Annotated in this window: 10 protein-coding genes and 1 other RNA gene; all 11 read right to left on the reverse strand. The window is 45.1% G+C overall.

The window, feature by feature from the left end:
• Nucleotides 1–3: 3 nt before the first annotated feature.
• The 11 genes from rpsB to ACZ49W_RS07795 all read right to left on the reverse strand — a co-directional run bounded on the left by rpsB (nucleotide 4) and on the right by ACZ49W_RS07795 (nucleotide 24636).
• Complete coding sequence (gene rpsB / locus ACZ49W_RS07745) at nucleotides 4–771, reverse strand: 30S ribosomal protein S2 (protein ID WP_464814730.1); 768 nt, start codon at nucleotides 769–771, stop codon at nucleotides 4–6.
• A gap of 216 nt (nucleotides 772–987) precedes the next feature.
• On the reverse strand, nucleotides 988–1731 hold the full coding sequence (gene rlmB / locus ACZ49W_RS07750; RefSeq protein WP_464814731.1) for a 23S rRNA (guanosine(2251)-2'-O)-methyltransferase RlmB: 744 nt from the start codon (nucleotides 1729–1731) through the stop codon (nucleotides 988–990).
• Between the two features lie 2 nt (nucleotides 1732–1733).
• Nucleotides 1734–1828, reverse strand: an RNA gene (gene ffs / locus ACZ49W_RS07755) — signal recognition particle sRNA small type.
• 33 nt (nucleotides 1829–1861) lie between these two features.
• Entirely contained in the window at nucleotides 1862–2335 is a 474-nt protein-coding gene (gene tadA / locus ACZ49W_RS07760; protein ID WP_464814732.1) for a tRNA adenosine(34) deaminase TadA, read from the reverse strand.
• The gene (locus ACZ49W_RS07765) at nucleotides 2332–3108 is read right to left on the reverse strand and encodes an MBL fold metallo-hydrolase (protein WP_464814733.1); all 777 of its coding nucleotides are present in this window, start codon (nucleotides 3106–3108) and stop codon (nucleotides 2332–2334) included. The genes tadA and ACZ49W_RS07765 overlap by 4 nt, the downstream gene beginning before the upstream one ends.
• A 192-nt stretch (nucleotides 3109–3300) precedes the next feature.
• Nucleotides 3301–16110: a mucin-binding protein gene (locus ACZ49W_RS07770; protein WP_464814734.1), complete on the reverse strand. Its 12810-nt coding sequence runs from the start codon at nucleotides 16108–16110 to the stop codon at nucleotides 3301–3303.
• A gap of 859 nt (nucleotides 16111–16969) precedes the next feature.
• Complete coding sequence (locus ACZ49W_RS07775; RefSeq protein WP_464814735.1) at nucleotides 16970–19339, reverse strand: phosphoketolase family protein; 2370 nt, start codon at nucleotides 19337–19339, stop codon at nucleotides 16970–16972.
• 165 nt (nucleotides 19340–19504) lie between these two features.
• Entirely contained in the window at nucleotides 19505–22342 is a 2838-nt protein-coding gene (locus tag ACZ49W_RS07780) for a DUF5689 domain-containing protein (protein ID WP_464814736.1), read from the reverse strand.
• A gap of 161 nt (nucleotides 22343–22503) precedes the next feature.
• Nucleotides 22504–22710 carry a hypothetical protein gene (locus tag ACZ49W_RS07785; protein WP_464814737.1) on the reverse strand — a complete coding sequence of 69 codons (207 nt, stop codon included), beginning with the start codon at nucleotides 22708–22710 and terminating at the stop codon, nucleotides 22504–22506.
• Nucleotides 22711–22894: 184 nt separating this feature from the next.
• Complete coding sequence (glnA, locus tag ACZ49W_RS07790) at nucleotides 22895–24238, reverse strand: type I glutamate--ammonia ligase (protein WP_464814738.1); 1344 nt, start codon at nucleotides 24236–24238, stop codon at nucleotides 22895–22897.
• Nucleotides 24239–24261: 23 nt separating this feature from the next.
• Nucleotides 24262–24636 (reverse strand): MerR family transcriptional regulator, encoded by a 375-nt coding sequence (locus ACZ49W_RS07795; RefSeq protein WP_464814739.1) that lies wholly within the window; start codon nucleotides 24634–24636, stop codon nucleotides 24262–24264.
• Between the last annotated feature and the right edge of the window lie 64 nt (nucleotides 24637–24700).

Below are 24700 nucleotides of genomic sequence, written 5' to 3' on the forward strand. Positions count from 1 at the left end.
AAATTAGTTGTTTGATCCTTCAACCACTTCAACGATTTCTTCGATTGAGTCTGCTTCTGCGTTTTCTTCAAAAACAACTTCTGCATCTTCACCTTGACGGCCTTCGATAATCGCATCTGCCAATTTAGCAGTGATGAGTTTCACGGCACGAATGGCATCATCGTTGGCTGGGATGATCACATCGATGTCATCTGGATCAGCGTTGGTATCAACCATAGCAACAACAGGGATACCAAGTTTTTTCGCTTCTTTAACAGCGATTTGTTCTTTATGTGGGTCAACCACGTACATCACGTCTGGGATGCGTGGCATGTCTTCGATACCACCCAAGAATTTTTCAAGACGAGCACGTTGTTTGTTAAGAAGGGCTACTTCTTTTTTAGGAAGAACTTCAAAGACACCTTCTTCTTCCATGCGTTTGATTTCTTTCAAACGGGCAATACGTTTTTGGATAGTGCCCCAGTTTGTAAGGGTTCCACCCAACCAACGGTGGTTGATGTAGTATTGACCAGCACGTTCTGCTTCTTCTTTAACCGCTTCAGATGCTTGTTTCTTTGTTCCAACAAACAAGATAACGGCATCGTTAGCAGCTGCTTCACGCATGAAATCGTAGGCTTGGTCTGCCAACTTAACGGTTTGTTGAAGGTCAATCACATGGATACCGTTACGTTCTGTAAAGATGTACTTCGCCATCTTAGGGTTCCAACGGCGAGTTTGGTGACCAAAGTGAACACCAGCTTCAAGAAGCTGTTTCATTGAAATAACTGACATGAGTATGTCTCCTTTTAAAATAGTTTATGACCTCTTTTAGACGTCAACTCGCAGGCTAACCTAAAAAGGCAACTGACCCACGATTAGTCTAAAATGAGTATTATCGCATCATGCGACCTCTCCATTATACCACAAATCTAGGGGCAAAAACAAGTCAAAAATCAGGTTTTCCTTTAAAAACAGGTCTAGAGGAGCAAAAAAGTTGACCTTGTCCTCTTAACGGTTGCGAAAGACTTCGTACATGAGTACTGCCGCAGCAACACTGGCATTCAGGCTTTGGACATGTCCGTTCATGGGAATGGTAATCATCTCGTCCACCTGTTTTTTGAGCTGATGCGAAATGCCCTTGCCTTCACTACCAATCAAAAGCGCCAATTTCCCCCTGGTATTCCAGTTTTGCACAGGAGTTCCTGTCATATCTGTCCCAAAGACCCAGAATCCTGCCTCCTTTAGCTGGGTGAGGGTCTGACTGAGGTTGGTCACACGCGCGACGGGAACGTGGTTGACAGCACCTGTCGAGGTTTTTGCCACCACTGGTGTAATGCCAACCGAACGGTGTTTTGGAATGATCACTCCTGTGACATTGGTCGCATCGGCTGTTCTTAAAATGGACCCTAAATTATGCGGGTCACTCAGACCGTCTAGAACTAGAATTAAAGGGTTTTCTTCCTTATCAGCCAGTTGCAAAATAGTCGCTAAATCCGCATACGCATAAGCTGAAACCTTTAAGACAAAGCCTTGATGGACACCCTTTGTCATCTGATTGAGGGTTTTCTTTGGCACAAAGGAGATTGCAACCTTTTCCTGTTGTGCGAGTTGCTTTATCTCTTTAACATGCTGACTATGCAAGTCTTCTTGGATAAATAATTTGTGCCCCATTTTTGCCTTGAGGCTATCTTTGACGGCATGAACGCCGTAAACCAGATCGGTTTGTTCTTCTGTCATGGTTGATTCTTTCATTTTTTTGATAAAAAAAGAGCACACGCTTGGAACGCTTAGGGCTGCTGGATTCCTCCCCTGACCCGCTTTACGCACAATCGTTGCTCCATTTATTATTATAGCATATTTTAGCTCATTTGCAAGTCAAAACCTACTTGCCTTGACTCCTGCGCTGTCTAAAGAAATCCTGCATGATGCTAGCACACTCTTCTTCTAAAATACCAGATTCCACTACTACTCGGTGATTGAGTCTAGTATCGGTCAAAATCTCATAGAGACTAGCCACCGCACCAAACTTGGGATTTTTTGCGCCATAATAAACTTCTGGTAGTCTCGCTAGACCAATGGCTCCGCTGCACATAACACAAGGCTCGATGGTGACAAAAAGCTGACAATCCAGCAAGCGCCAATTCCCAATGTGGCGATTAGCTTCTTGAATGGCCATGATTTCCGCATGCAAGATCGCTTGCTGCTCCTCTTCTCTGGCATTGTGTCCTCGTCCGATGATGTCACCATCTTTGACAATGACGCAACCAATGGGAATTTCATTTTTTTCTAAGGATTTTCTCGCTTCAACAAGAGCAGCTCGCATGAAGGTTTCTTTTTGTTCTTGGGTGAGTATCATTGAGCACCTTCTCCTAAGTCCCACTCCCTATGAGGAAGTGCCAAGTCCACTGGAATAACCCCAGCATAGACTTGCGCTTGTTGTCTCAGCACCTCTAGATGATCCTTAGTCTCCATGCCCTCATCTGGAAATTGTGGCAGATGCGTGAGGACCAAGCGTTTCACGCCAGCTTCTTTGGCTATTTCCCCAGCTTCCTTGCTGGTCAGGTGGGCGGGATGATTTTCATGCCCTTCAAAGAGATAAACGTCAGCAAGAAAAAGGTCAGCATCTCTAGTAAAGTCAGCTAAGCCTTCAAAATAACCGGTATCTCCTGTAAAGACAAGGACTTGACCAGTTTGTCTTTCTGTGATGCGCATGGCATAGCAGACCACAGGGTGCACCGTTTTGATAAAGGTAATATCAAAGGGGCCAATAGACGTGCCAGAAGCCACATCATAGGCATGCCCATCTAGTGCCCCTGGCATGGTGATTTGACCAAAGCGAACGGCATCCTCATCATGACCATAAACAGGTAACACCTTTTTCTCTTTCTTAGGATAGAGCAAGCGGTAGTGACCTAAAACCCCCAAATCCGCCACATGATCCGGATGGTAATGACTGATAATAACCGCATCCAAATCCATGGGAGATAGGACTTTTTCAAGTTCATTGACAGCTCTACTTCCTGCGTCCATCAAAAGCGTAAAGCCGTCTTGACTGGTGATTAAAAAACTGGTCGTTCCTGCATCTTGGAAAGGATAGCCTCCCCAAGACCCTAAAGTATGTAATTTCATGATTCTCTCTCCTTTTTTTCTATTATACCATATCAAAAAGACCTAGCTCAAATTGAACTAGGTCTTTATCGGCGTGAAAAATAGTGTCACTCATACCTTACTACTATCACGATTTTTCACCACTCGTGTCTGGACACCTACCCATTTTCATCATACATCAAAGGTGTCTTTTGCTCTTCTTGCAAGAAAATCTTAGGCTTCGTCTTCTTTCTTGCGTTTTTGAGCGAGCAATCCGACACCAATCAGAGCTGCAATACCAGCCACATTCAAGATAGACGAATCTTTGGCAGATGTTTCTGGTAATTGCTTGTCTTGAACAACTGGTTTATGAACCATTGGTTTTTGTTCTGGTTCTTTTGGTTGTTCTGGCGTTGGTTTTGGATTTGGCGTATAAACAACTTTGGTGTCTTCACCTGGGTGATTTGGTGTCACGCTTGGTACTTCTGGTGTCATACCTGGGATAGACGGTACTGGCGTTGGAATAACCTTAGTTGGATCTTCTGGATCGTTGGTGTAGATTGGTGTTGGAGCATCTGGAATTGGATTTCCTTCTGGATCCACTGGGATGATGTGACCAATCTTATGGTAAACCACACTTTCTTCAAGGTTATCTTGGGTAACCGTCTTAGATGCGACTTGTGCTTTATCAGCGTAGTAGCCATTCACCACCGGTACCTTAACCATGCTGTACTCGGTCTTATCAGACGCCCATGGTGTGGTTGAGATGACTTGACCGGTCACCTTATCAACCGTGACTGTCCGTGTCCATTTGGCTGACTGAACATTGTCCGTAGCAAGCTGATGACCTGCTTCATCCACAAAGTGAACGGTTGAGGTGACGTCTTTTGCCACTTGACCTGCTTCAGCTGGCCATTTTGGTCCATTTGGATCATTTGGATTAATTGGCGTTCCTGGTTCCTTAGGATTTTCAGGTGTCACGTCTTCTGATCCGTGAGTGAAGGAAACTGTGAAGGTTTGATCAACAGTCTTATCGTTGTCAAAGTTTTCAGCGCCATCCTTGAAGTTGTTGGATACAAGGACATAACCTTTCTCAATCAACGCTTTAATCTTATCAGCTGTTGTATAACCGATAGCCGTTCCAGCTTCACCTGTCACCTTATCCACTTGAATTGGTTGACCAGTTGTGGTATCAAGGTAAGTAATCACCGCATTTTGTGGGTTAGCATTCTTACGATAGATAACTGGGGTATCATCTCCTGGGTACTCTGGATCAACGCTGCTTACTTCTGGCGTGTAGCCTTCAATTTCAGGAACTGGAGTAGTCAATACCTTACGTGGGTCTTCCTTATCTTGAATATAGCGTGGTTTTGGTGCCCCTGGAATTTCCTCACCATTTTCAAAGATTGGAATCACATGACCAATTGGAGCATAGTAAACCGTTTCTTTGATGTTAAATGGAAGGACACGTCTTTCTGAGATTTCAAGTTTAGGCTCAAAGAAGGTAATCTCCTCATCTGTCGCCCGATTTCTTGGACCACTTTCTGGCACTGCTTCCGTTTCTTCATCTTGCAGGTTATCCAGACTGTCAAGATCATCTTCGGTGAAGCCCCACTTGCTCAAGTCATAGTCGTAATCAGCATCATCAAGGCTACGGCTTCTAGACCATGGACTAATATCCGCTTCAAAGTAACGTTTAATCACTGGAAGAGAAATTGCGTCATAGTGCTTCTTATCCGGTGACCAGTTGGTCTTAGAAATAATCTTACCTGTAACCTTATCCACCGTGATAGAACGGCTCCATTCCGCTTCTTGAACGATGTCATCTCTTAGTTTTTCATCGTTATAAGCATCAACAATGTGAAGGGTATAGGTCACTTTCTTAGACACACGTCCGACAGACGCTGGCCATTTTGGTCCATTTGGATCTTCTGGATTGATTGGTGTTCCTGGTTCCTTAGGATTTTCAGGGGTGATCGTTTCAACACCGTGCTTGAAGGTTACGGTAAAGGTCTGATCAACAGTCTTATCGTTATCAAAGTTCTCAGCCCCGTCCTTGAAGGTATTAGATACAAGGACATAACCTTTCTTCTCAAGTTCAGCAATCTTATCTTTCGTCGTGTAGGAGATAGCTGTTCCTGCTTCACCATTCACCGTATCCGTTTGGATGGTCTTACCTGTCTCGCTATCCACATAAGTGATCACCGCTTTTTGTGGGTTAGATACTGGCGTGTAGATGACCTTAGTATCCTCACCTGGTTTATTTGGTGTGACACTTGGTACTTGTGGGGTCATACCAGGAATAGCTGGTGTTGGTGTTGGCGTTGTCTTACTTGGATCTTTTGGATCTTGGTTGTAAGTTGGCGTTGGTGCATTTGGAATTGGCTTGCCGCTTGGGTCAACTGGAATGATGTGACCAAGTGGGCTATAAACCACATTCTCTTCCAGATTGTCCATAGTGACAGCCTTAGCTGGAACACTTGGCTTATCTGTGAAGAAGCCTTTGACCACTGGAGAGTCAACCTTGTCATAAGACACTTTATTTGCCTTCCAGTCTGTTTGGTCAATGATTTCTCCTGTCACCTTGTCAACCGTTACCATACGCGTCCATTTAGCTTCTTGAACGCTATCTGCTGCCAAGGTCTTACCAGCCTTATCAACATAGTGAACAGTAGATGTCACCACATGTTTCACTTGAGATTCAGCTGCTTCAGCTGGCCATTTCGGACCTTCTGGGTAACTTGGGTTGATTGGCGTACCCGGTGTCTTAGGATTGCGTTCTGTGACGGTTTCTTCCCCGTGGATAAAGCCAATCGTGTAGATTTGGTCAATGCTACTGTTGTTGTCAAAGACCTCTTTACCATTGTGGAAGTCGTAAGAACCAAGCACATAACCCTTGCCTTCAAGCTCAGCCACTTTAGCGGTTGTGGTGTAGTTGATTGGACGACCAGATTCACCTGTAACGGTATCTTCTGCAAGGAGTTGACCGTTTGTCTTATCAACGTAACGAATCACTGCGCGTTGCTGATCTGCTACAACTGGCGTGTAGATGACCTTAGTGTCTTCACCCGGTTTATTTGGTGTCACACTTGGCACTTCTGGTGTCATACCAGGAATAGCTGGTGTTGGCGTTGGCGTCGTCTTACTTGGATCTTTTGGATCTTGGTTGTAAGTTGGCGTTGGCGCATTTGGAATTGGCTTGCCGCTTGGGTCAACTGGGATGATGTGACCAAGTGGGCTATAAACCACTGTTTCAGTGAGGTTATCCTCTGTTACGTCCTTAGCTGGCACGCTTGGCTTATCCGTGAAGAAGCCTGTCACCACTGGGGATGTAACTTCATCGTACTTAGCCTTGTTAGACGTCCAAGGTGTCGTTGCCTTAACAGCGCCTGTCACCTTATCAACTGTTACGGTGCGTGTAAACTCTGCTCGTTGAATATTGTCATCAGCGAGCTTGTTGCCATCCTTATCTTGATAATGGATGGTTGAGGTCACGTCTTTAATCACTTGACCAGCCTCAGTCGGCCATTTTGGTCCGTTTGGATCATTTGGATTGATTGGCGTACCTGGAGTCTTAGGATTGTTTGGTGTCACATCCTCAGTCGCATGCTTGAGCGTTACGGTGAAGGTTTGATCCACATCCTTATCGTTGTCAAAGTTTTCAGCCCCATCCTTGAAGGTATTGGATACAAGGACATAACCTTTTTCAACCAACTCAGCAATCTTAGGTGCGGTTGCGTAGTTGATTGGGCTACCTGCTTCACCTGTCACGTCATCTGTCTTAATGGTTTCACCCGTTTCGCTATCCACATAGTTGATGACCGCTTTTTGAGGGTTGGCAACTGGTGTGTAGATAACCTTGGTATCCTCACCCGGTTTATTTGGTGTGACACTTGGTACTTGTGGGGTCATACCAGGAATAGATGGCGTTGGGGTTGGCGTTGTCTTACTTGGATCTTTTGGATCTTGGTTGTAAGTTGGGGTTGGCGCATTTGGAATTGGCTTGCCGCTTGGGTCAACTGGGATAATGTGACCAAGTGGGCTATAAACCACCGTTTCAGTGAGGTTGTCCTCTGTTACGTCCTTAGCTGGCACGCTTGGCTTGTCTGTGAAGAAGCCTTTAACCACTGGGGAAGCCACTTCATCATACTTAGCCTTATTCGGTGTCCAAGGGGTGGTTGATTTCACCTCACCTGTGACCTTATCGACCGTTACAGTGCGTGTCAAGTTTGCGGTTTGAACATTGTCCTCAGCTACTGGCTTACCATCTTTATCTTGGTAATGGATGGTTGAGGTCACGTCTTTCTTGACAGCTGATTCAGCCGTTTCTGCTGGCCATTTTGGTCCATTTGGATCTTCTGGATTGATTGGCGTGCCTGGGGTCTTAGGATTTTCAGGCGTGATGGTTTCTGTCGCATGTCTTAGGGTGACGGTAAAGGTTTGATCAGTATTGTCGTCCGTATCAAAGCGTTCTTTTCCTTCCTTAAAGTCACTTGACACAAGCTCATAGCCCTTAGCTGTCAACTCTGCAATCTTAGGTGCGGTGAGGTAGTTAATCTTAGTACCTGCTTCACCTGTCACCTTGTCGCTTGCAAGCTCCTTGCCACCATCTGTTTCATCAATGTAACGGATAACAGCATTTTGCGGATGAGCATTCTTGAGATAGATAACCTTAGTATCTGCCCCTGGTTCTTCTGGTGTCACGATTGGTACCTTAGGTGTGTAATCTGGCACAAGAGGACTTGGGGTTTCACCCGCCTTGGTTGGATCATTTGGATTTTGGTTGTAGGTTGGGTGATCTGCCCCTGGAATTTCCGTACCATCTTCATAGATTGGGATAATCTTACCAAATGGTGTATAAACAACCGTCTCCGTCAAGTTTTCTTGTGTTACAGCCTTAGCAGGAACACTTGCTGTTTCTGTGAAGTGACCTTTGACAATCGGAGATTTGACCGCATCGTAGGTTGTCTTATCAGACGTCCAAGGCGTTGTTTCAGTGACCACTCCTGTGACCTTATCTACTGTTACCGTGCGTGTCCACTTGGCATTTTGAACGTTATCTTCTGCCACCTTGTTACCAGACTTGTCTTGGTAATGGATAGTTGAAGTGACGTCATTAACCACTTGACCAGCCTCAGTTGGCCATTTTGGTCCATTTGGATCATTTGGATTAATCGGCGTACCTGGGGTCTTAGGATTTTCAGGCGTTACTGTTTCAGTCGCATGAGTGAAGTTTACAGTAAAGACTTGGTCCACTTTGTCATCTGTGTCAAAGTTTGCCTCACCGTCCTTAAAGTCGCTGGATGTGAAGACATAACCTTTAGCTACATACTCTGCAATCTTAGCAGCCGTCGTGTAGTCAATCTTAGTGCCTGCTTCACCGCTCAAGTCCACATGATCAAGCTCAGTGTTGGTTGTGGTATCCACATAGCGTACCACAGCCTTTTGTGGGTGCGCATTCTTGGTGTAAACCACTGGGGTGTCCTTACCAGGATCTTGTGGTGTAACAGTTTCCTTGCTTGGTGTGTAGTCTGGAACTTCTGGACTTGGAGTCTCACCAGCCTTGGTTGGATCTTTTGGATCTTGATTGTAGGTTGGGGTTGGTGCGTCCTTGATTGGCGTACCGTCTTCAAGTACAGGGATGAGTTTACCGAGTGGTTTATAGACAACTGTCTCACTCAAGTTTTCTTGGGTCACATCCTTAGCTGGAACGCTTGCCTTGTCCGTGAAGAAGCCTTTGACAACTGGAGAAGCCACTTCTGCGTACTTGGCCTTATCAGCCGTCCAAGGTGTGGTCGCTTTCACTTCACCTGTGACCTTGTCAACGGTTACTGTGCGAGTCCATTTGGCATTTTGCACGCTGTCATCAGCGACCTTGTTTCCTTTTTCATCTTGGTAATGAATAGTTGAGGTCACATCATTAACCACTTGACCAGCTTCTTTTGGCCATTTTGGACCTTCTGGATCATTTGGATTGATTGGCGTACCTGGTGTCTTAGGATTTTCAGGAGTAACGGTTTCTGACGCATGTCTTAGGGTTACCGTGAAGGTTTGATCGCTATTGTCATCTGTGTCAAAGCGTTCTTTATCTTCTCTAAAGTCATTTGACACCAATTCATAACCTTTATCAACAAAGGCTTGAATCTTAGGTGCAGTGAGGTAGTTAATCTTAGTTCCTGCCTCACCTGTGACGGTATCCTTAGCCAATTCCTTGCCACCAGCTGTTTCGTCAATGTAACGGATAACAGCGTTTTGAGGATGTGCATTCTTAGTGTAGATAACCTTAGTATCAGCACCTGGCTCTTCTGGTGTCACAATCGGAATCTTAGGCGTGTAGTCTGGCACAACTGGACTTGGTGTTGGTTCTGCCTTGGTTGGATCGTTTGGATTTTGGTTGTAGGTTGGGTGATCGGCTCCAGGGATTTCCGTACCATCTTCATAGATAGGAATAACCTTACCAAGTGGTTTATAAACCACTGTTTCACTCAAGTTCTCTTGGGTGACGGTCTTAGCGGCTACACTTGGTTTTTCAGTAAAGAATCCTTTAACCACTGGGGATTTGACCTCAGCGTACTGAGTCTTATCAGCCTTCCAGTCACTTGATGTCAAGACTTTACCAGTTACTTTATCAACCGTGAGCGTACGGTTCCATTCAGCCGTTTGCACACTATCATCAGCCAGTTTCGTGCCTTTTTCATCTTGATAATGGATGGTTGAGGTCACCGGCTTCGTCACTTGAGCGACTTCTTCTGGCCATTTTGGTCCATTTGGATCAGCTGGGTTGATTGGGGTGCCTGGTGTTTGAGGTTTGTCCTTATCCACATCAGTGGTGGTGTGTTTCAAGACGACTTGATAGCTTTGGCTTGCGCCAGCTGTATCATCCTTATCATCAAAGGCAGTCGCTTTGGTTGGGAAGTTATCTGAAACAAGGGCATAGCCTTTGGCTTCATATTCCTTAATGCGATCAGCGGTTGAATAAGAGATGGTTTCACCTGTCTTACCTTTGACCTCATCAGTCGTAAGAACCGTAGTTCCCTTACCATCGACACCGCCGTCAATGTAAGTGATGGTAGCTTTTGCTTCATCAGCTACATAAGGAATCTTAGTATCCACACTTGGATCAGATGGGATAGCAGGTGGGTTGTAGCCAGACGTTGTTGGCGTCTTAGGTGTGAGGTCATCTCCCGTTGGTGTCTTAGGTGTGTAACCTGGCACATATGGGATGGTTTCTGTTGGCTCACCTGGTTTAGTTGGATCCGTTGGATCATTTGGATATGGAATCGGTGCTGCTGGAGTGGTTCCTGCTGGCACTTCTGGTACCCAGTGTCCAAGTGGGGTATAAGTTACGGTTACTTCACTATCCGTATCGGTTGGTTTCACGCCTTCTTGGGCTGGTACGTCCTTCTTATCAGCCAAGTAGCCGGTAATCACTGGGCTATCCACCTTATCAAAGGTCGTATCGTTGTTCTTAGCTGTCCACTCACCGAAGGTCACTTCCTTGGTCACCAAGTTCACCGTCGCGTGACGCTCAAAGGTTACCGTGTCTTTGACATCTGGTTTCGCCTCAGAACCATCCTTGTACTTGTAGTGAACCGTACGGTTGATGTCCTTAACAAGGTCTTGTTTGTCCTTATCTGCGACACCATCAGGCCAGTTTGGTGTTGGGCTTGGTGGCACATCTTGTGTGCGTTGTTTCAAGACCACTTGATAGGCTTGGGTTGCCCCATTCTTATCGTCTTGGTTATCAAAGTTGGTTGCTGCTTTAGGGAAGGTATCTGATACCAACTCATAGCCTTGTTCTTCATAAGACTTGATTGACGCAGCTGTTGAGTAATCAATAACCGCACCAGTCTTACCTGTCACCTCATCGGTCTTGAGCACCTTAGTGCCCTTACCATCCACACCGCCGTCAATGTAGGTGATGGTTGCTTTGGCCTCATCAGCCACATAAGGGATTTCGGTATCTTTACCCGGATCAGCTGGTGTTGGTGGCGTGTAGCCTTTATTTGGATTGCTTGGATCCACTGGTTTAAGTGGTTGGCCTTCTGGGTCAACTGGTGTATAACCCGGAACATAAGGAACGACTTCAGTCGGTGTTCCTGGCTTAGTTGGATTGTCTGGTGTTGGGTCTGGATAAGGAATCTTAGGATCCGTATTTTGACCCGGTACTTTTGGAATCCAGCTAGCTAGCTTGTTGTAGTAAACCGTTTGTTCCTCGTTAGGGCTAGTTGCTGTTAGACCAGTAGAGGCTGGAATCGTTGCTTGCGCACTATTAACGAGGTAGTGACCCTTAATGATTGGTGATGTCACTGCATCAAAAGTTGTGTCGCCATCTTTAGCTTGCCATTCAGTGGTGCTAACGACCGCTCCAGTTGCCTTGTTAACTGTCACGCTGCGGCTAAAGGATACCTTGTCGGTCGCATCTGCGTGCAGAGTCGTTTCTGTTCCTTGCTCCTTGTAGTGGATAGTACGGGTCACATCATGGTTGAGGCTATCCTTGCTGGTTTCAGCAGGCCATTTTGGTCCATCTGGATTGGCTGGATTGATTGGCTCACCCGGTGTTTTTGGATCCGTTGGTGGCACTACGGTTGTCGCTTGTTTCAAGACTACCTTATAGGCTTGAGAAACCTTTGTGGTGTCGTCTTGATTGTCAAAGGTTGCGCCACTTGGGAAATCATCTGAGAATTTCTCATAACCCTTGGCTTCGTATTCCTTGATCTTATCAGCTGTTGAGTAAGGAATGGTTTCACCAGTCTTACCAGTTACCTCATCGGTCTTAAGAACAGTTGTTCCTGTGCCATCTAGACCACCATCGATATAAGTGATGGTTGCCTTAGCCGTATTTGCCACATAAGGAATCTTGGTGTCTTGACTTGGATCGGCTGGGACACTTGGTGGGTTGTAACCAGCAGCAGGGTTGCTTGGATCCTTAGGCGTCAAGTTGCCAACTGGCGTGTAGCCCGGAACATAAGGAATGACGTTGGTTGGCGTACCAGTCTTGGTTGGATCTTGCGGATCATTTGGATATTTGACAGGATCTCCTGACGTTGCTGGAGTCGTACCTGCTGGGATTTCTGGAATCCATGAACCAAGCGGTTTGTAGTGAACGGTTACTTCACTATTTTCATCCGTTGCTTGCACATTTGCCTTTTCAGGAACTTCCTTGCTATCAGCAAAGTAGCCTGTGATGACAGGGCTTGTCACCTTGTCAAAGGTTGTGTCATTCGATTGCCATGGGCCTGTTGTCACTGCTTTAGTCACGAGGTTCGTCGTGTTGGTACGGGTGAAATGAAGGGTTTCCTTAGCATCCGCATGAGCTTCTTGCCCATCCTTGTCCCCACCTTGGTAACGGTAGTGAACGGTGCGGGTCACGTCCTTGGTTTCTTGAGTCGTTTCTTGTTTTTGTTTCAAGACAACTTCAAAGACTTGAGAAGGCGTTGTCGCATCGTCTTGGGCATCAAACTTGGTGTTTGGTGTAAAGCCATCTGACACCAACTCATAGCCTTTAGACTTGTAATCATCAATTCTTGCTTTTGTGCTGTAAGAGATAACCTCACCAGTCTTACCGTTTACTTCATCAGCAGCCAACTGTGTACCAAGTTTGGTACCATTTACGCCACCATCGATATAAACGATTTTCGCCTTCGCTTCACCTGCTACATAGTTAATAATCGTATCCTTGGTTGGATCAGCTGGGACGCTTGGTGGGTTGTAACCATCCGCAGGATTGTTTGGATTCTTAGGTGTGAGGTTACCATTTGGTCCCTCTGGGGTATAACCTGGTACATACGGAATCACATTGGTCGGCGTACCAGTCTTGGTTGGATCTTGTGGATTGTTTGGATACTTGACTGGGTCAGGAGAACCGACTGGTGTTGTTCCTTCTGGAACTTTTGGAATCCATGAACCAAGTGGCTTGTAAGTGACGGTTACAGTTTTATTAGCATCTGTTGCTTGAGGCGTTTCAGACGGAACTTGCTTCGTATCCGCTACATAACCTGTCAGAACTGGAGAAGCTACCTCAGTAAAGCTCGTTTGTGGACCTCTAGCTGTCCATGTTCCTTCTGTCTTTTGCTTAGTGACTTGGTTGGTCTTATCTGTCCGCTCAAAGATAACCGTTTGTGTGTTATCTGGGATACTAGTTTTTGTACCGTTTTGATACTTGTATTCAATGATACGGGTAATTGGTTTAGAAACAACGGTTTCTTCAATTTTTGGTGTCAAAGTAACAACATAATTTTGAGAAATGTTGTTGTCTGTGTCAGTGACATTATCAAATCTTGGATTATTTGGGAAGGTATTTGAAACCAGTTGATAACCTTGATTTTCGTATTGACTAATACGAGTTTGTGGGTTATAACTGATGGTTTCGCCAGCTTTACCTTCTACCGTATCGAGTGCACCGAGTTGTTGACCAGTGGATTGATCCACATACTTGATGGTCGCTTTTTGCTTATCTTGCTTATAAACAACAACCGTTTCATAGTTAGCAGGAACGCCAGTTGTGTTGCTGTTTTTGTAAGCCTCAGTCAGACGACCGTTTGACACAACGGTTTCAGTAAAGTTAGACGCAGACAAGTTCGCCTTAACGCTAGTCGCAGAAGAGCCGACGCTCACACCATTAGCATTTGTTGACTTAATTTCTGCGGTGTAACCACTAATCACTGGTGATGCGACTGCATCATAAGTGCCATTTGTGCCAACCGTTTTCGCAACTGTCCATCCTGTATCTGTTGTTACAGTGTATTTATCTTTGATATAATCAAGAACTTCATCAGCATTATGATTTCTAGCATAATTCTGAATATCTTGAATATCATCACGAGTAATATCCAGTTTCATGTCACGCTTCCAGTCTGACTCTTGGACCACCTTGAGTGGTTTACCATTCGCATCTAAAACTGGACGGCCATCTTCATAGACATAAGTGATGGTATTAGTATGTTCTGCACGTGCTTCATTTTCTGTACCGTGTGGGAACCAGATTTGGTGACCCGCACGCATGGATGAAATACCATAAGCATTGTTACGAACTGGTGCATTAATATCATTAATATTATTAGCAAGAACACCTGCTGTAAACTCTGGTCCAGAAATAGAAACGTCAGGATTTGCACCATTATTAGTTTTTGGAATACTTTGGAAACCTTCTTTTTTGTAGGTCACATCATTAACATTGAGCCATAGTTGCTTAGTGTCATCTGACTTGATATTTTGATAAACAACATAATCTGTACCACCAATATGTACGCTGCCTTGAGTTCCAGAAATATAGAGCAAGTTAGCAGTGTATTTATTTGATGTTTCAAGGATATGTTGTCCACCAACTGGCATCCAACCAACTGTATCCCCTCCAGCTGTATAACGTTGAAGGTTAACATAGAGTGGTTGGTCCATATCAATTCGACCATTTGAAGTTCCAAGAGGGAAAGAGATTAACTCCGCATAGAAGTTGCGATTATCGTCACGAATGTCGACAATTGCACCTTTTTTGGAGGTAAAGGCTGCTCCAGTATTTGATTGCTGTGAGTCTAAAGACACCACATCATCCCAAGCGTTATCACCACGACCTGTCATGATGACGCGGAAAGTCGCATACTCATCAATCGTGATGGTACCACCTTCATTTACCCCAATGTAATTATACCCATCGTATGAACCTGATGGCACCCCATTTTTTGTTGTTTTACCATTAGATTGGAAAATAGCTTCAGAGTGCTTACCAATCGTGATATTTGATTGGTTAGCAAGATCAAGTGCGACACCACGGCCTTCATTATTGAAATGAACAACTGAGTTTTCACCTGTCACAAATTGTGAGTTATTTCCCAGAATAATCCCATCACGACCAGTGAAATTAAAGGTGGCATTTTCACCGATAGAAACTTTAGCAGGGCCATTCTGACGACTTCGTACAACAGTGTATCCACCATAACGATCAGTATCGCTGATAGCATCATTTGGACGTTTAGCACCAATGGAAATCCCTTGTCCGACATCACCATTGATATTCAGCGTTGAGCCACGACCCGTTTCCACATAACCACCATTATCCATAAAGATACCTGCATTATGGTAACGGTTTGATTGGGTACTCTTAGATGTGTTCATATTGATGGTCATCGTTGCACCATCAGAAACTTTCACAGTAGAGCCACTTTGCAAATTAATCCCATCACCAATAGATGAACGGTTAAGGGTAAAGGTCGCACCTTGGGCTACTGTGACAGACTTAGCGCTATGAATGTTAGCTTCACGGCTAGTTGCATCATAGGTGTTAACCCTTCCTGCACTAGCATTGTTAACAGTTGAGGTGGTGTTTCCATCGATGACGACAGCTGCGCTTGCGCCACCACCGTAAAGAGAGGTACCAGATTGTTTAACATCTTTGAAAGTAACGGTACTATCTGATGTACCTGTCATGTCGATCACACCCTTAGCATTGCCGGTTGTAAGGGTGAGGTTATCAAAGACGATATTAAGACCATTACCGCTTGCTGTGAGATAGTGGTTGCCAAAGTCAATGCTTGCGCCATCTTTACCCTTGATGGTAACGGTTTTGTTGTAGCCATTAATGCTACCGCTACCTGTGGCTGTGATGTTACCATTAACGTTGATGGCGTTATTGCCACTTGAAAGGGCGCTAACTAAGGCATTCCAGTTGCTGACCGTTACGGCTGGAGCAGCTGGAGCAGTGTCATCTGCTGCAAAGAAGGTTGCCTTACCTGTGGAAGCAGCGGATGAGGTTGGGCTAGTTGGCTCACTGGTGCTTGCTTGTGAAGTTGCCGTACTCTCTGAAGCAAGACTTGGAGCACTGCTTTCTGACGTAGCAGAAGTTTCTGTGTTAGATGTTTCTTGTGAAGCTGCCTCTGAAGTCGCTTCAACAGCCGATGTTGCCGCCACTTCACTTGAGGCTTCTGATGTTGTTGCTGACTCAGCAGGTAAAGTGCCGTTTTCCTGACTGGACAGATCCGTTGTTGGAGCTGGGGTTGCCGTTGTTTCTGGGGTTTGCGCATCGGCGCTAACCACTGCATGATGACTCATCATCACCCCTGTTAACATAAGCGAGCAAGCAAAAATAAAGTGCTTACCCTTTTTCTTCATTTTCCAATTCTTTAGACTTGTATTCTGACGATTAAAATACACAATATTTCCTCCATTATATATATATATATATATATCGTGACGTTTTGGATATATATACATTAATTTCTAGAATGCGACGTTACTTGCTTGACCACCTTTCTATTCTCCAGCTATGGGACTAACGAGTGCCGTTTTTCGTTTTTGTCCATCATCATTTGTTCGCATTATAAATTAAGACAGCTCACAGCAGGGCTGGTTTTACTAGCATTATGACTGTCTGATCCCTTCTTCCTTTTGTTGAAAAGGTGTACTTTGAAAACTGATTTTCTGGGACAGCAAACAATACTATCATACCTTCCTTATCCAAACCATAAAGTATGAACATCATATTAAGATATGAATAATGCGCACTCATTATACACCAAATGATAGCCTTTGACAATAGTCAAAAACCGACTAATTTTCGTATTATAACAAAAAACGTTCGTTTTGTCTTGAAAATTTAATGTCTTTTAAAAATAACCCATTTTATCTTAAAAATCGAAAACTTCTCTTTTTTTCCTAATTGGTCTATACAACTTTGTCAGAGCCCAGCATATTAGCATTTAAAACATTAAATTGTCAAATAAAATGCTTGTGAAGTTTTTCTCTTTTTTAAATAAATATTAACTTTTCTTCTTTCACCAATTTATTTTTCTTTTGAAACTACTTTCTAAATCGTAAACGTTCTTTTTTGTTAAAACATTCACAGATTTTTTCAGAAAAAGATTCAGAAAAACACCCTCCCAAAAGGGAAGGTGCTCAGCATTTTTCAGTCTTATTCGTTAATATTTTCCCATGTCCAATCGCGTACTTCTGGGATATCATCCCCGTGTTCACGGATATAGCTGTTATGGAAAGCAACGGTTTCATCCATTTTCGCTGCAAAGTCAGCTGCTTTTTCACCGTAAACGGCAAGCGCACCGTCTTTTGCCACATGGAAGCGGTCCATTTCAGAAAGAACACGCATATCAAATGGTGTGGTGATGTCACCATTTTCACGGTAACCATGGATGTAAACATTGTGATTGTGACGGTCAAAGAAGAGGTCACGGATTTGGCCTTCATAGCCGTGGTAGCAGAAGAGAATTGGCTTATCGGTGGTAAAGAGAGCATCGAACTCAGCGTCAGATAGACCACGTGGATCCACCTTAGGAGAGCGGAGTTTCAAGATATCCACCACGTTGATAAAGCGAATCTTCATATCTGGGAAGTTCTTGTGAAGAATGCTAATAGCAGCAAGTGCTTCTAAGTTCGGCTCTGTACCTGCTGCTGCCACCACTAAGTCTGGCTCTTCGCCTTCCTTAACGCTGGATGCCCAATCAATCACCTTGTAGCCTTCACGCACCAGTTCTTCCGCTTCTGCGATAGAGTAGAATTGTGGGCGTGGGTGTTTGGAGGTGACAATGAGGTTCACCTTGTCCTCATCAGCCAGAGCATGCTCCATGACTGCAAAGAGAGAGTTAGAGTCGGCTGGGAGATACTCACGGATAAACTCAGGACGTTTTTCACCCAAGTGTGTGAGAAGTCCTGGATCTTGGTGGGTGTAGCCGTTATGGTCTTGTTGGAAAACAGTTGAGGTTGCAATGAGGTTTAAAGATGGGTAGTTCTTTCTCCAAGGCGCATGGGTCTTAGACTTGCGCAACCACTTGAAGTGTTGGGTAATCATAGAGTCAACCACGCGTAGGAAAGACTCATAAGAGGCAAAGAAACCATGACGACCAGTGAGGACATACCCTTCTAGGAAGCCTTCTGCTTGGTGTTCAGACAATTGAGAATCAATGACACGACCAACAGGTGAGATCCACTCATCATAGCTCTCATCACGACGACCAAGCCATTGACGATCCGTCACTTTAAAGACATTGTTAAGACGGTTGGACTTGGTTTCATCTGGCCCAAAGATACGGAAGTTGTCTGGGTTGGCTTCAACCAAGTCTGCGGCGTATTTACCAAACTCGATCATGTCTTGAGCCATGACGCTACCTGGTTTTGTGGTATCGATGGCGTGCTTTCTCCAGTCAGCGAGATTCATCTTCTTCACGACACCTGCATTGGTAACTGGGTTCATGGACATGCGGCGTTCACCTTTTGGTGAAATAGCACGGATTTCTTCTTTGACGTAACCTTTTTCATCAAAGAGTTCTTCGGGACGATAAGACGCTAACCAGTCGGTCAAATGATTGATATGTTCCATATGACCCGCTTCAACTGGGATTGGGACTTGGTGAGCACGAAATCCCCCTTCAATTGGCTCGCCATTCCACTCTTTTGGTCCTGTCCAACCTTTTGGAATACGAACGATTAACACAGGCCATTTTGGTTGAGTCGCTTGTGTTGCTGGGTGTTTTCTAGCTTCTTCTTGGATGGACTTGATCTCTTCGATCACCTTATCCATGGTTTCAGCCATCTGTCCATGAACCACGGCAGGGTCAGAACCTTCCACAAAGTAGGCTTTCCAGCCAAGACCGTTGAAATACTCGGTCAACTCTTCATCTGTCTTACGCTCTAAAATGGTTGGGTTGTGGATTTTACCTCCATTGAGGTAGAGGATAGGAAGAACTGCACCATCATTGACAGGGTTGATAAAGGTATTTGAGAACCAACCAGCGGCTAAAGGTCCTGTCTCAGACTCTCCGTCTCCGACAACGGCTGCTGCAATCACATTTGGATTATCCAAAATCGCACCTGTGGCATGAGAGAGGGAGTAACCGAGTTCTCCACCCTCGTGGATCGAACCTGGGGTTTCAGGTGCCGCATGAGAGGCGATTCCTCCTGGGAAGGAGAAGATCTTACATAGGGTTTTTAGTCCTTCCTCATCTTGCGTGATATTTGGATAAAGCTCGCTATATGAACCGTCAATGTATGAGTTGGACACCATGACTTGACCACCGTGACCCGGTCCTTCGATGTAGAACATGTCCAAATCGTATTTGTTAATGGCACGGTTGAGGTGGGCATAGATAAAGTTTTGTCCAGCGATGGTTCCCCAGTGTCCGATCGGGTGAACCTTGACGTCCTCTTGGCTGATAGGACGACGAAGAAGGGGATTATCTTTGAGGTACATTTGCGCCACAGAGATGTAGTTGGCAGCACGCCACCAAGCGTCCACCTTGTCTAAGTATTCTTTACTATCATAATTGACCATGATATGAAACTCCTTACTTTCATTTCTTACTTTTTCATTGTAACCGATTTCGTCTGTGAAAAAAAGCGCAATTTCTGAACAAGGAAGTGTCCCTTCTTGTGACATTCAAAAAGAAGATAGGCAAAAGCTATCTTCTTTTAAGGATTAGGTTAGGAAAAATCCCCACTATTTTTGCTCTTTTCTAAGCAAGACGGCACCTGACAAACTAAGGCTCAAGCCTAGCACCATCAGCATAAGAGAGGTGTTTTCACCTGTTTTTGGCAAGGCTTTTTCTTGAGCTGTTTCTACTGAAACAGAAGGTGAAACAACAGATGAAGGAGCTGAAAAGAGAGCTTCTTTTTTACTTTCTTTTCTGCCGGTCTTGTTGTCTTTTTTCTCTGGGGTGAAAATCACGACTGGCTGAGACACACTTGGTGTTTGCTTGTCATTTGAGTCTTTCTCAGGCTCGCTTGCTTGGTTAGTTTGAGGAAGATGAGGGGGCTCCTCTGGTGTATTTGGTGTTTTTGGCTCTTCTTTTTTATCCTCCACGACTGGGGCTGGGGTAAAGTCCAACTGTACCACCAAAGGATCGTGGTCGGATGCTCTACCGTCTTCTGCCATAAAGGAAGCATTGACATGGACTGCATCAAACGCTGCCTTATCAAGCAAATTGTTGGACACTAAAATATCGTCCAAACTTTGATTATTGCCACGGAAGAAATAAGAATAGCGATCGCTAAAGTCATGTGATGGCAAAAGACTGGTCAACTCCCCACCTTCTAGCGCATGGATGGTCTTTGAAAACTCAAAATCGTTAAAATCACCGGTCAAGACAAACTTGAGATCAGGGTTTTGGACCAAGCCACTTTGCACAAAATCATGGATGATTTTAGCTTGTTCGATCCGTTCTTTTTGCGAATGCTCCACGGCTGGTTGGTGCGCCCCGTAAAGGGAATCGTCCCCACGCTTAGACTTGAGATGGTTGGCGATGACCACCACATGCTCCCCTTGGAACTCAAACTCCGCTGCAAGGGATTTGCGCACATCTTTAAAGGCAGGGTTGGTCGGATCAATCCGTGATGGATTTTTGTCCAAATGACCTTGTGTGAAGTGAGCAGCTTCAGTGCTTGCACCTGCTTCTTTGCCCACCAAGGTCACGCGCTCTGGATTGTAGAGGAAGGCCACACGGATATTGGCTCCGGGTTTCCCACCATCCTGATTATTTTCAGGGGCAACCTCGATATAGCGATAATGAGGGCCACCCAGATCGACAATCTTGTTTGCCAAGCGTTCGCCACTCTTTACGCCACTAACCGTTCCATCATCAATACCGCCATTATCATCTTGGACCTCAATCAGGGTGATAATATCAGGATTGTGGATTTCTTGGATAAAGGATTTAGCAATCTTTTCGACCTTCTCCTCTGGTGTCTCCTTAGCAGATGGGTTAGCAGAGAAATTCTCAATGTTGTAAGAAGCAATCAAGAGCTTATGCTCAGCTGGTAGCAAGGTGGACGTTTCGCGAGTGAGACCTCCGTCTTTCTTTTCTGGAAGAAGTCCTGCGGCATCTACCTTATAAGCACCGTAGCTATAAGTCACATTGCCCTCGATATTGGCATCGTAATAATCCTTAGCCTTGGCACGGTATTTGCGATCGCCAACGAGAACACCGACCACTTCTGTGTTGGGATAATCTGGGTTTAGACTCAAACCACCAGCACTATTAAGGGGCTGTTCGTGGTAGCTCTGCGGTAAAACGTAGATTTCCCCGTGGAGCTGCGGACCTAGTACACGCGGTTTTTCGATAGCCACTCGCATGCCCTCTAAGCTCTCCCAGAAATCAATCGCATCTTGATCAGGTTGATACTGGGTGAGCCCATCATCATCGATATTCTTACGAGGAATGAGACGGTCATGGTCTAAGAGCACAGCAAGAGGCAGGCTAGCTGTGCCGACTTTTTCGACATGGCTGGGTTTTAACTGGGTAATGGTCAGATCAGTCTGGTCCTTATCCGCATAGCCCTCGCCTGTTAGCTCAAGGACATCGCCTTCCAAGATGAGCTTGTCCCCAACAGCCACAGGCTCTTTACTGGTCACATAAAGACCATCTGAGGTGAGGTCATTCCCATCTGGTTGTAAATCTTGGATGTAGAAGCCTTTTTTACCATCTAGCTTGGTCACGACCACTTCCTCTAGACGGACCCGTTTGCCCTCATAAGGCGAGCGGTGTCCTTCCCCTTGGATAGTACCGATTTTAAGGCTTGGCAGTTCTTCTTTTTTCGTGATGTCTGCCGTGAGAGGGATAATGTCCTCAAGCGTGTAGGGTTTTAGCTCCATCTTGCCTTTATTGGGATAGGGAATCCCCTTGATGCTGATGCGGCTACCCTCTGCAATCTTTGCCGTCACGTCCGGATAGCTGGCACCACTGCGGTTATCCAAAAAGACAGGGAGCTGATTACCACTCTTATCCGTCACAAGAAAGCTGGTGCTTTGATACTTACCGACCGCCTTCAAGTCTGAAACCGTGACATCATCTAGGGCAATGTAGGTTCCTTGATTGTCCGCATTGATGGCTGAAATCTCAGTTGGTTTGGCCTCGACAGGATTGCCCTTGGACTTCACCTCAAGATTTTTAACCTTAGTGACTTGAGGGGCGCCGTTGTAGGTTTCGAGCTGACCATTGAGGGCGATTTGGTCTCCTTTTTCAACCGCGAGTTGCCCCTTGGGATAGACCAAAACACCGCTGCCTTTTGGCGTTTCAACAAAGAAGCTCCCGCCACCCCAGACATTGGTATCACTGATAACCAAGCCTTCTAAGTGAAGTTGGTCAGCTGGTTGAGCAGCATTGACCTTGGGAGCTGGCTGTGTTTCCATCAGCGCTTGCGTGTCCTGAGGGGCTTGATTTCCTTGCGCTAGCTCTTGGCTATCTGCTAGAACACGACCTTGCGCCAAGAAGCCTGTGGCTAAAATTCCTGAAGCAATGAGCAAACGATTCAACAATCTCTTTTTAGATGAAATGGCCATCCTAAACCTCCAATAATAGCGTTACCCTTTTATTATACCAAATATTTGAGAGAGAAAGTGAGAAATCGTTCATTTTTTGAGTGTTTTTTTTCTAAAAAACACTCCATCCAGCCTCTTTTTAAACAAAAATCTTAACCTTTTTTCACCATCATCACCAAAATCTATTGATGATGGAACATCTCCTTGTAGATACGAACCAATAAAGGACATAAGATAAAAACAAACACACAAACTTGAACAATCATGTTGATCAAAAGATCCATCAGATGAGTAAAGTCTAAGAAAAAGTGGAAATAATAGGCAAAAACACCTACCATCGTAAAGACAATGCCTAAAATAATAGAGCGCAACGGGATATGGATTTTCATAATGGGACATCCTTTCTTTTGATAGTCTTAGTTTACCTTTTTGGGGTCGTCCTCACTAGATAATTTTGTCAAAAGAAAAGATGACAAAAGTCACGTTTCATCTTATGTCTTAACTTTTCCTGCTAGCTGCTTACCATCTGACGCTAAAAAACAAGCTACTCTAAGAATAGCTTGTTCTTCATTTTTAATACATTTCCAAATAATTATCGATTTCCCATTGGCTGACAAAGGCTGCGTAGCTCTTCCATTCGATGCGTTTGGCTTCCACAAAATTGGTATAAATGTGTTGTCCCAAGGCTTCCTTGATGACCTCATCCTTAGACAAAGCCTTGAGGGCATTGTGAAGGGTGGACGGCAGATCAAGAATGCTAGCTTCACGGCGTTCTTCTGGTGTCATGACATAAATATTGCTCTCAACCGGAGCTGGCGCTTCAGTCTTATTGGCAATGCCATCAAGACCTGCTGCCAAGAGCACTGCCATAGCCAAGTAAGGGTTGGCCATCGGGTCAACAGAGCGCAACTCCAGACGGGTACTCATGCCACGAGAAGCTGGGACACGAATGAGAGGTGAACGGTTGCGTCCTGCCCAAGCGATATAAACTGGCGCTTCATAGCCTGGCACCAAGCGCTTGTAAGAGTTGACCGTTGGATTGGTAATTGCGGTATAGCCATAAGCGTGTTGCATGAGACCTCCAAGGAAATGGTAGGCCGTTTCAGATAGCTCCATACCTCGTGGATCTTCTGGATCGTAAAAGGCGTTTTTGCCATCCTTGTCAAAGAGGGACATATTGCAGTGCATGCCAGAGCCGTTGATGCCAAATTTTGGCTTGGCCATAAAGGTCGCATAGAGCCCGTGCTTACGTGCGATGGTCTTAACCACTAGCTTAAACAACTGAATCTTATCACAAGCCCGCAAGACTTCATCGTACTTAAAGTCAATCTCATGCTGACCAACTGCCACTTCATGGTGACTAGCTTCAACTTCAAAGCCCATTTGGGTCAAGACGTTGACAATCTCACGACGGGTGTTGTCCGCAAGATCTGTTGGAGCAAGGTCAAAATAGCCACCTTTATCATTGACATCCAGCGTTGGATTGCCATTTTCATCTAATTTAAAGAGGAAAAACTCTGGTTCTGGTCCAAGGTTAAAGGACTTAAAGCCTGCTTTTTCCATCTTGGCGAGCATGCGTTTGAGATTGCCACGTGGGTCACCTTGAAAAGGCTCGCCCTCCGTCGTATAGACATCACAGATAAGACCTGCGACACTGCCGTTTTCGTCCCCCCAAGGAAAGACCATCCAAGTGTCAAGGTCTGGACGCAGATACATGTCAGACTCATTAATGCGGACAAATCCTTCGATGGATGACCCGTCAAACATGGCCTTATTGGAGAGGACCTTGTCTAACTGTTCATCGGTCGCTGGAATCTCGACGTTTTTCATGACACCTAAAATATCTGTGAACATCAATCGTAAAAATGTGACATTTTTCTCTTTGATCTCTTGACGAATCTGGCTTGCTGTTACCATTTCTTGCTCCTTATTCCTTTCAACTAGCCCAACCGTGAATTTCTAAAACCAATGGTTGGTGCAGAAAAACCACCTTGTTTGAGGAAGTCATCCTGCAAGACATGCCGAACATCGGCTTCTGACAGGGGACGCTTGTGCTCAAGTTGTTTTTGTTTTTCCTTATCATAGTGGCGTTTAATAGCAGATATATTGAGCCCAGCAAAGAGGAAATCCTTGATCTCAAGCAAGCGGTCCATATCATTTAACGAATAGAGCCGATGGTTTCCCTTGGTGCGTTCAGGCAAGATGAGTTCTTGCTCCTCGTAGTAACGGATCTGGCGAGCGCTCAAGTCTGTCAACTTCATGACCGAACCGATGGGGAAAATGGCAAGATTGCGCCGTAATTCTTTTTCCTGCATGATGACCTCCTTTCTCTTTTATTATAGAACCATCAAAAACGATTGTCAAGTATTTATGTCAGGT

Source organism: Streptococcus sp. STR1/CE/0325, from assembly GCF_055386095.1.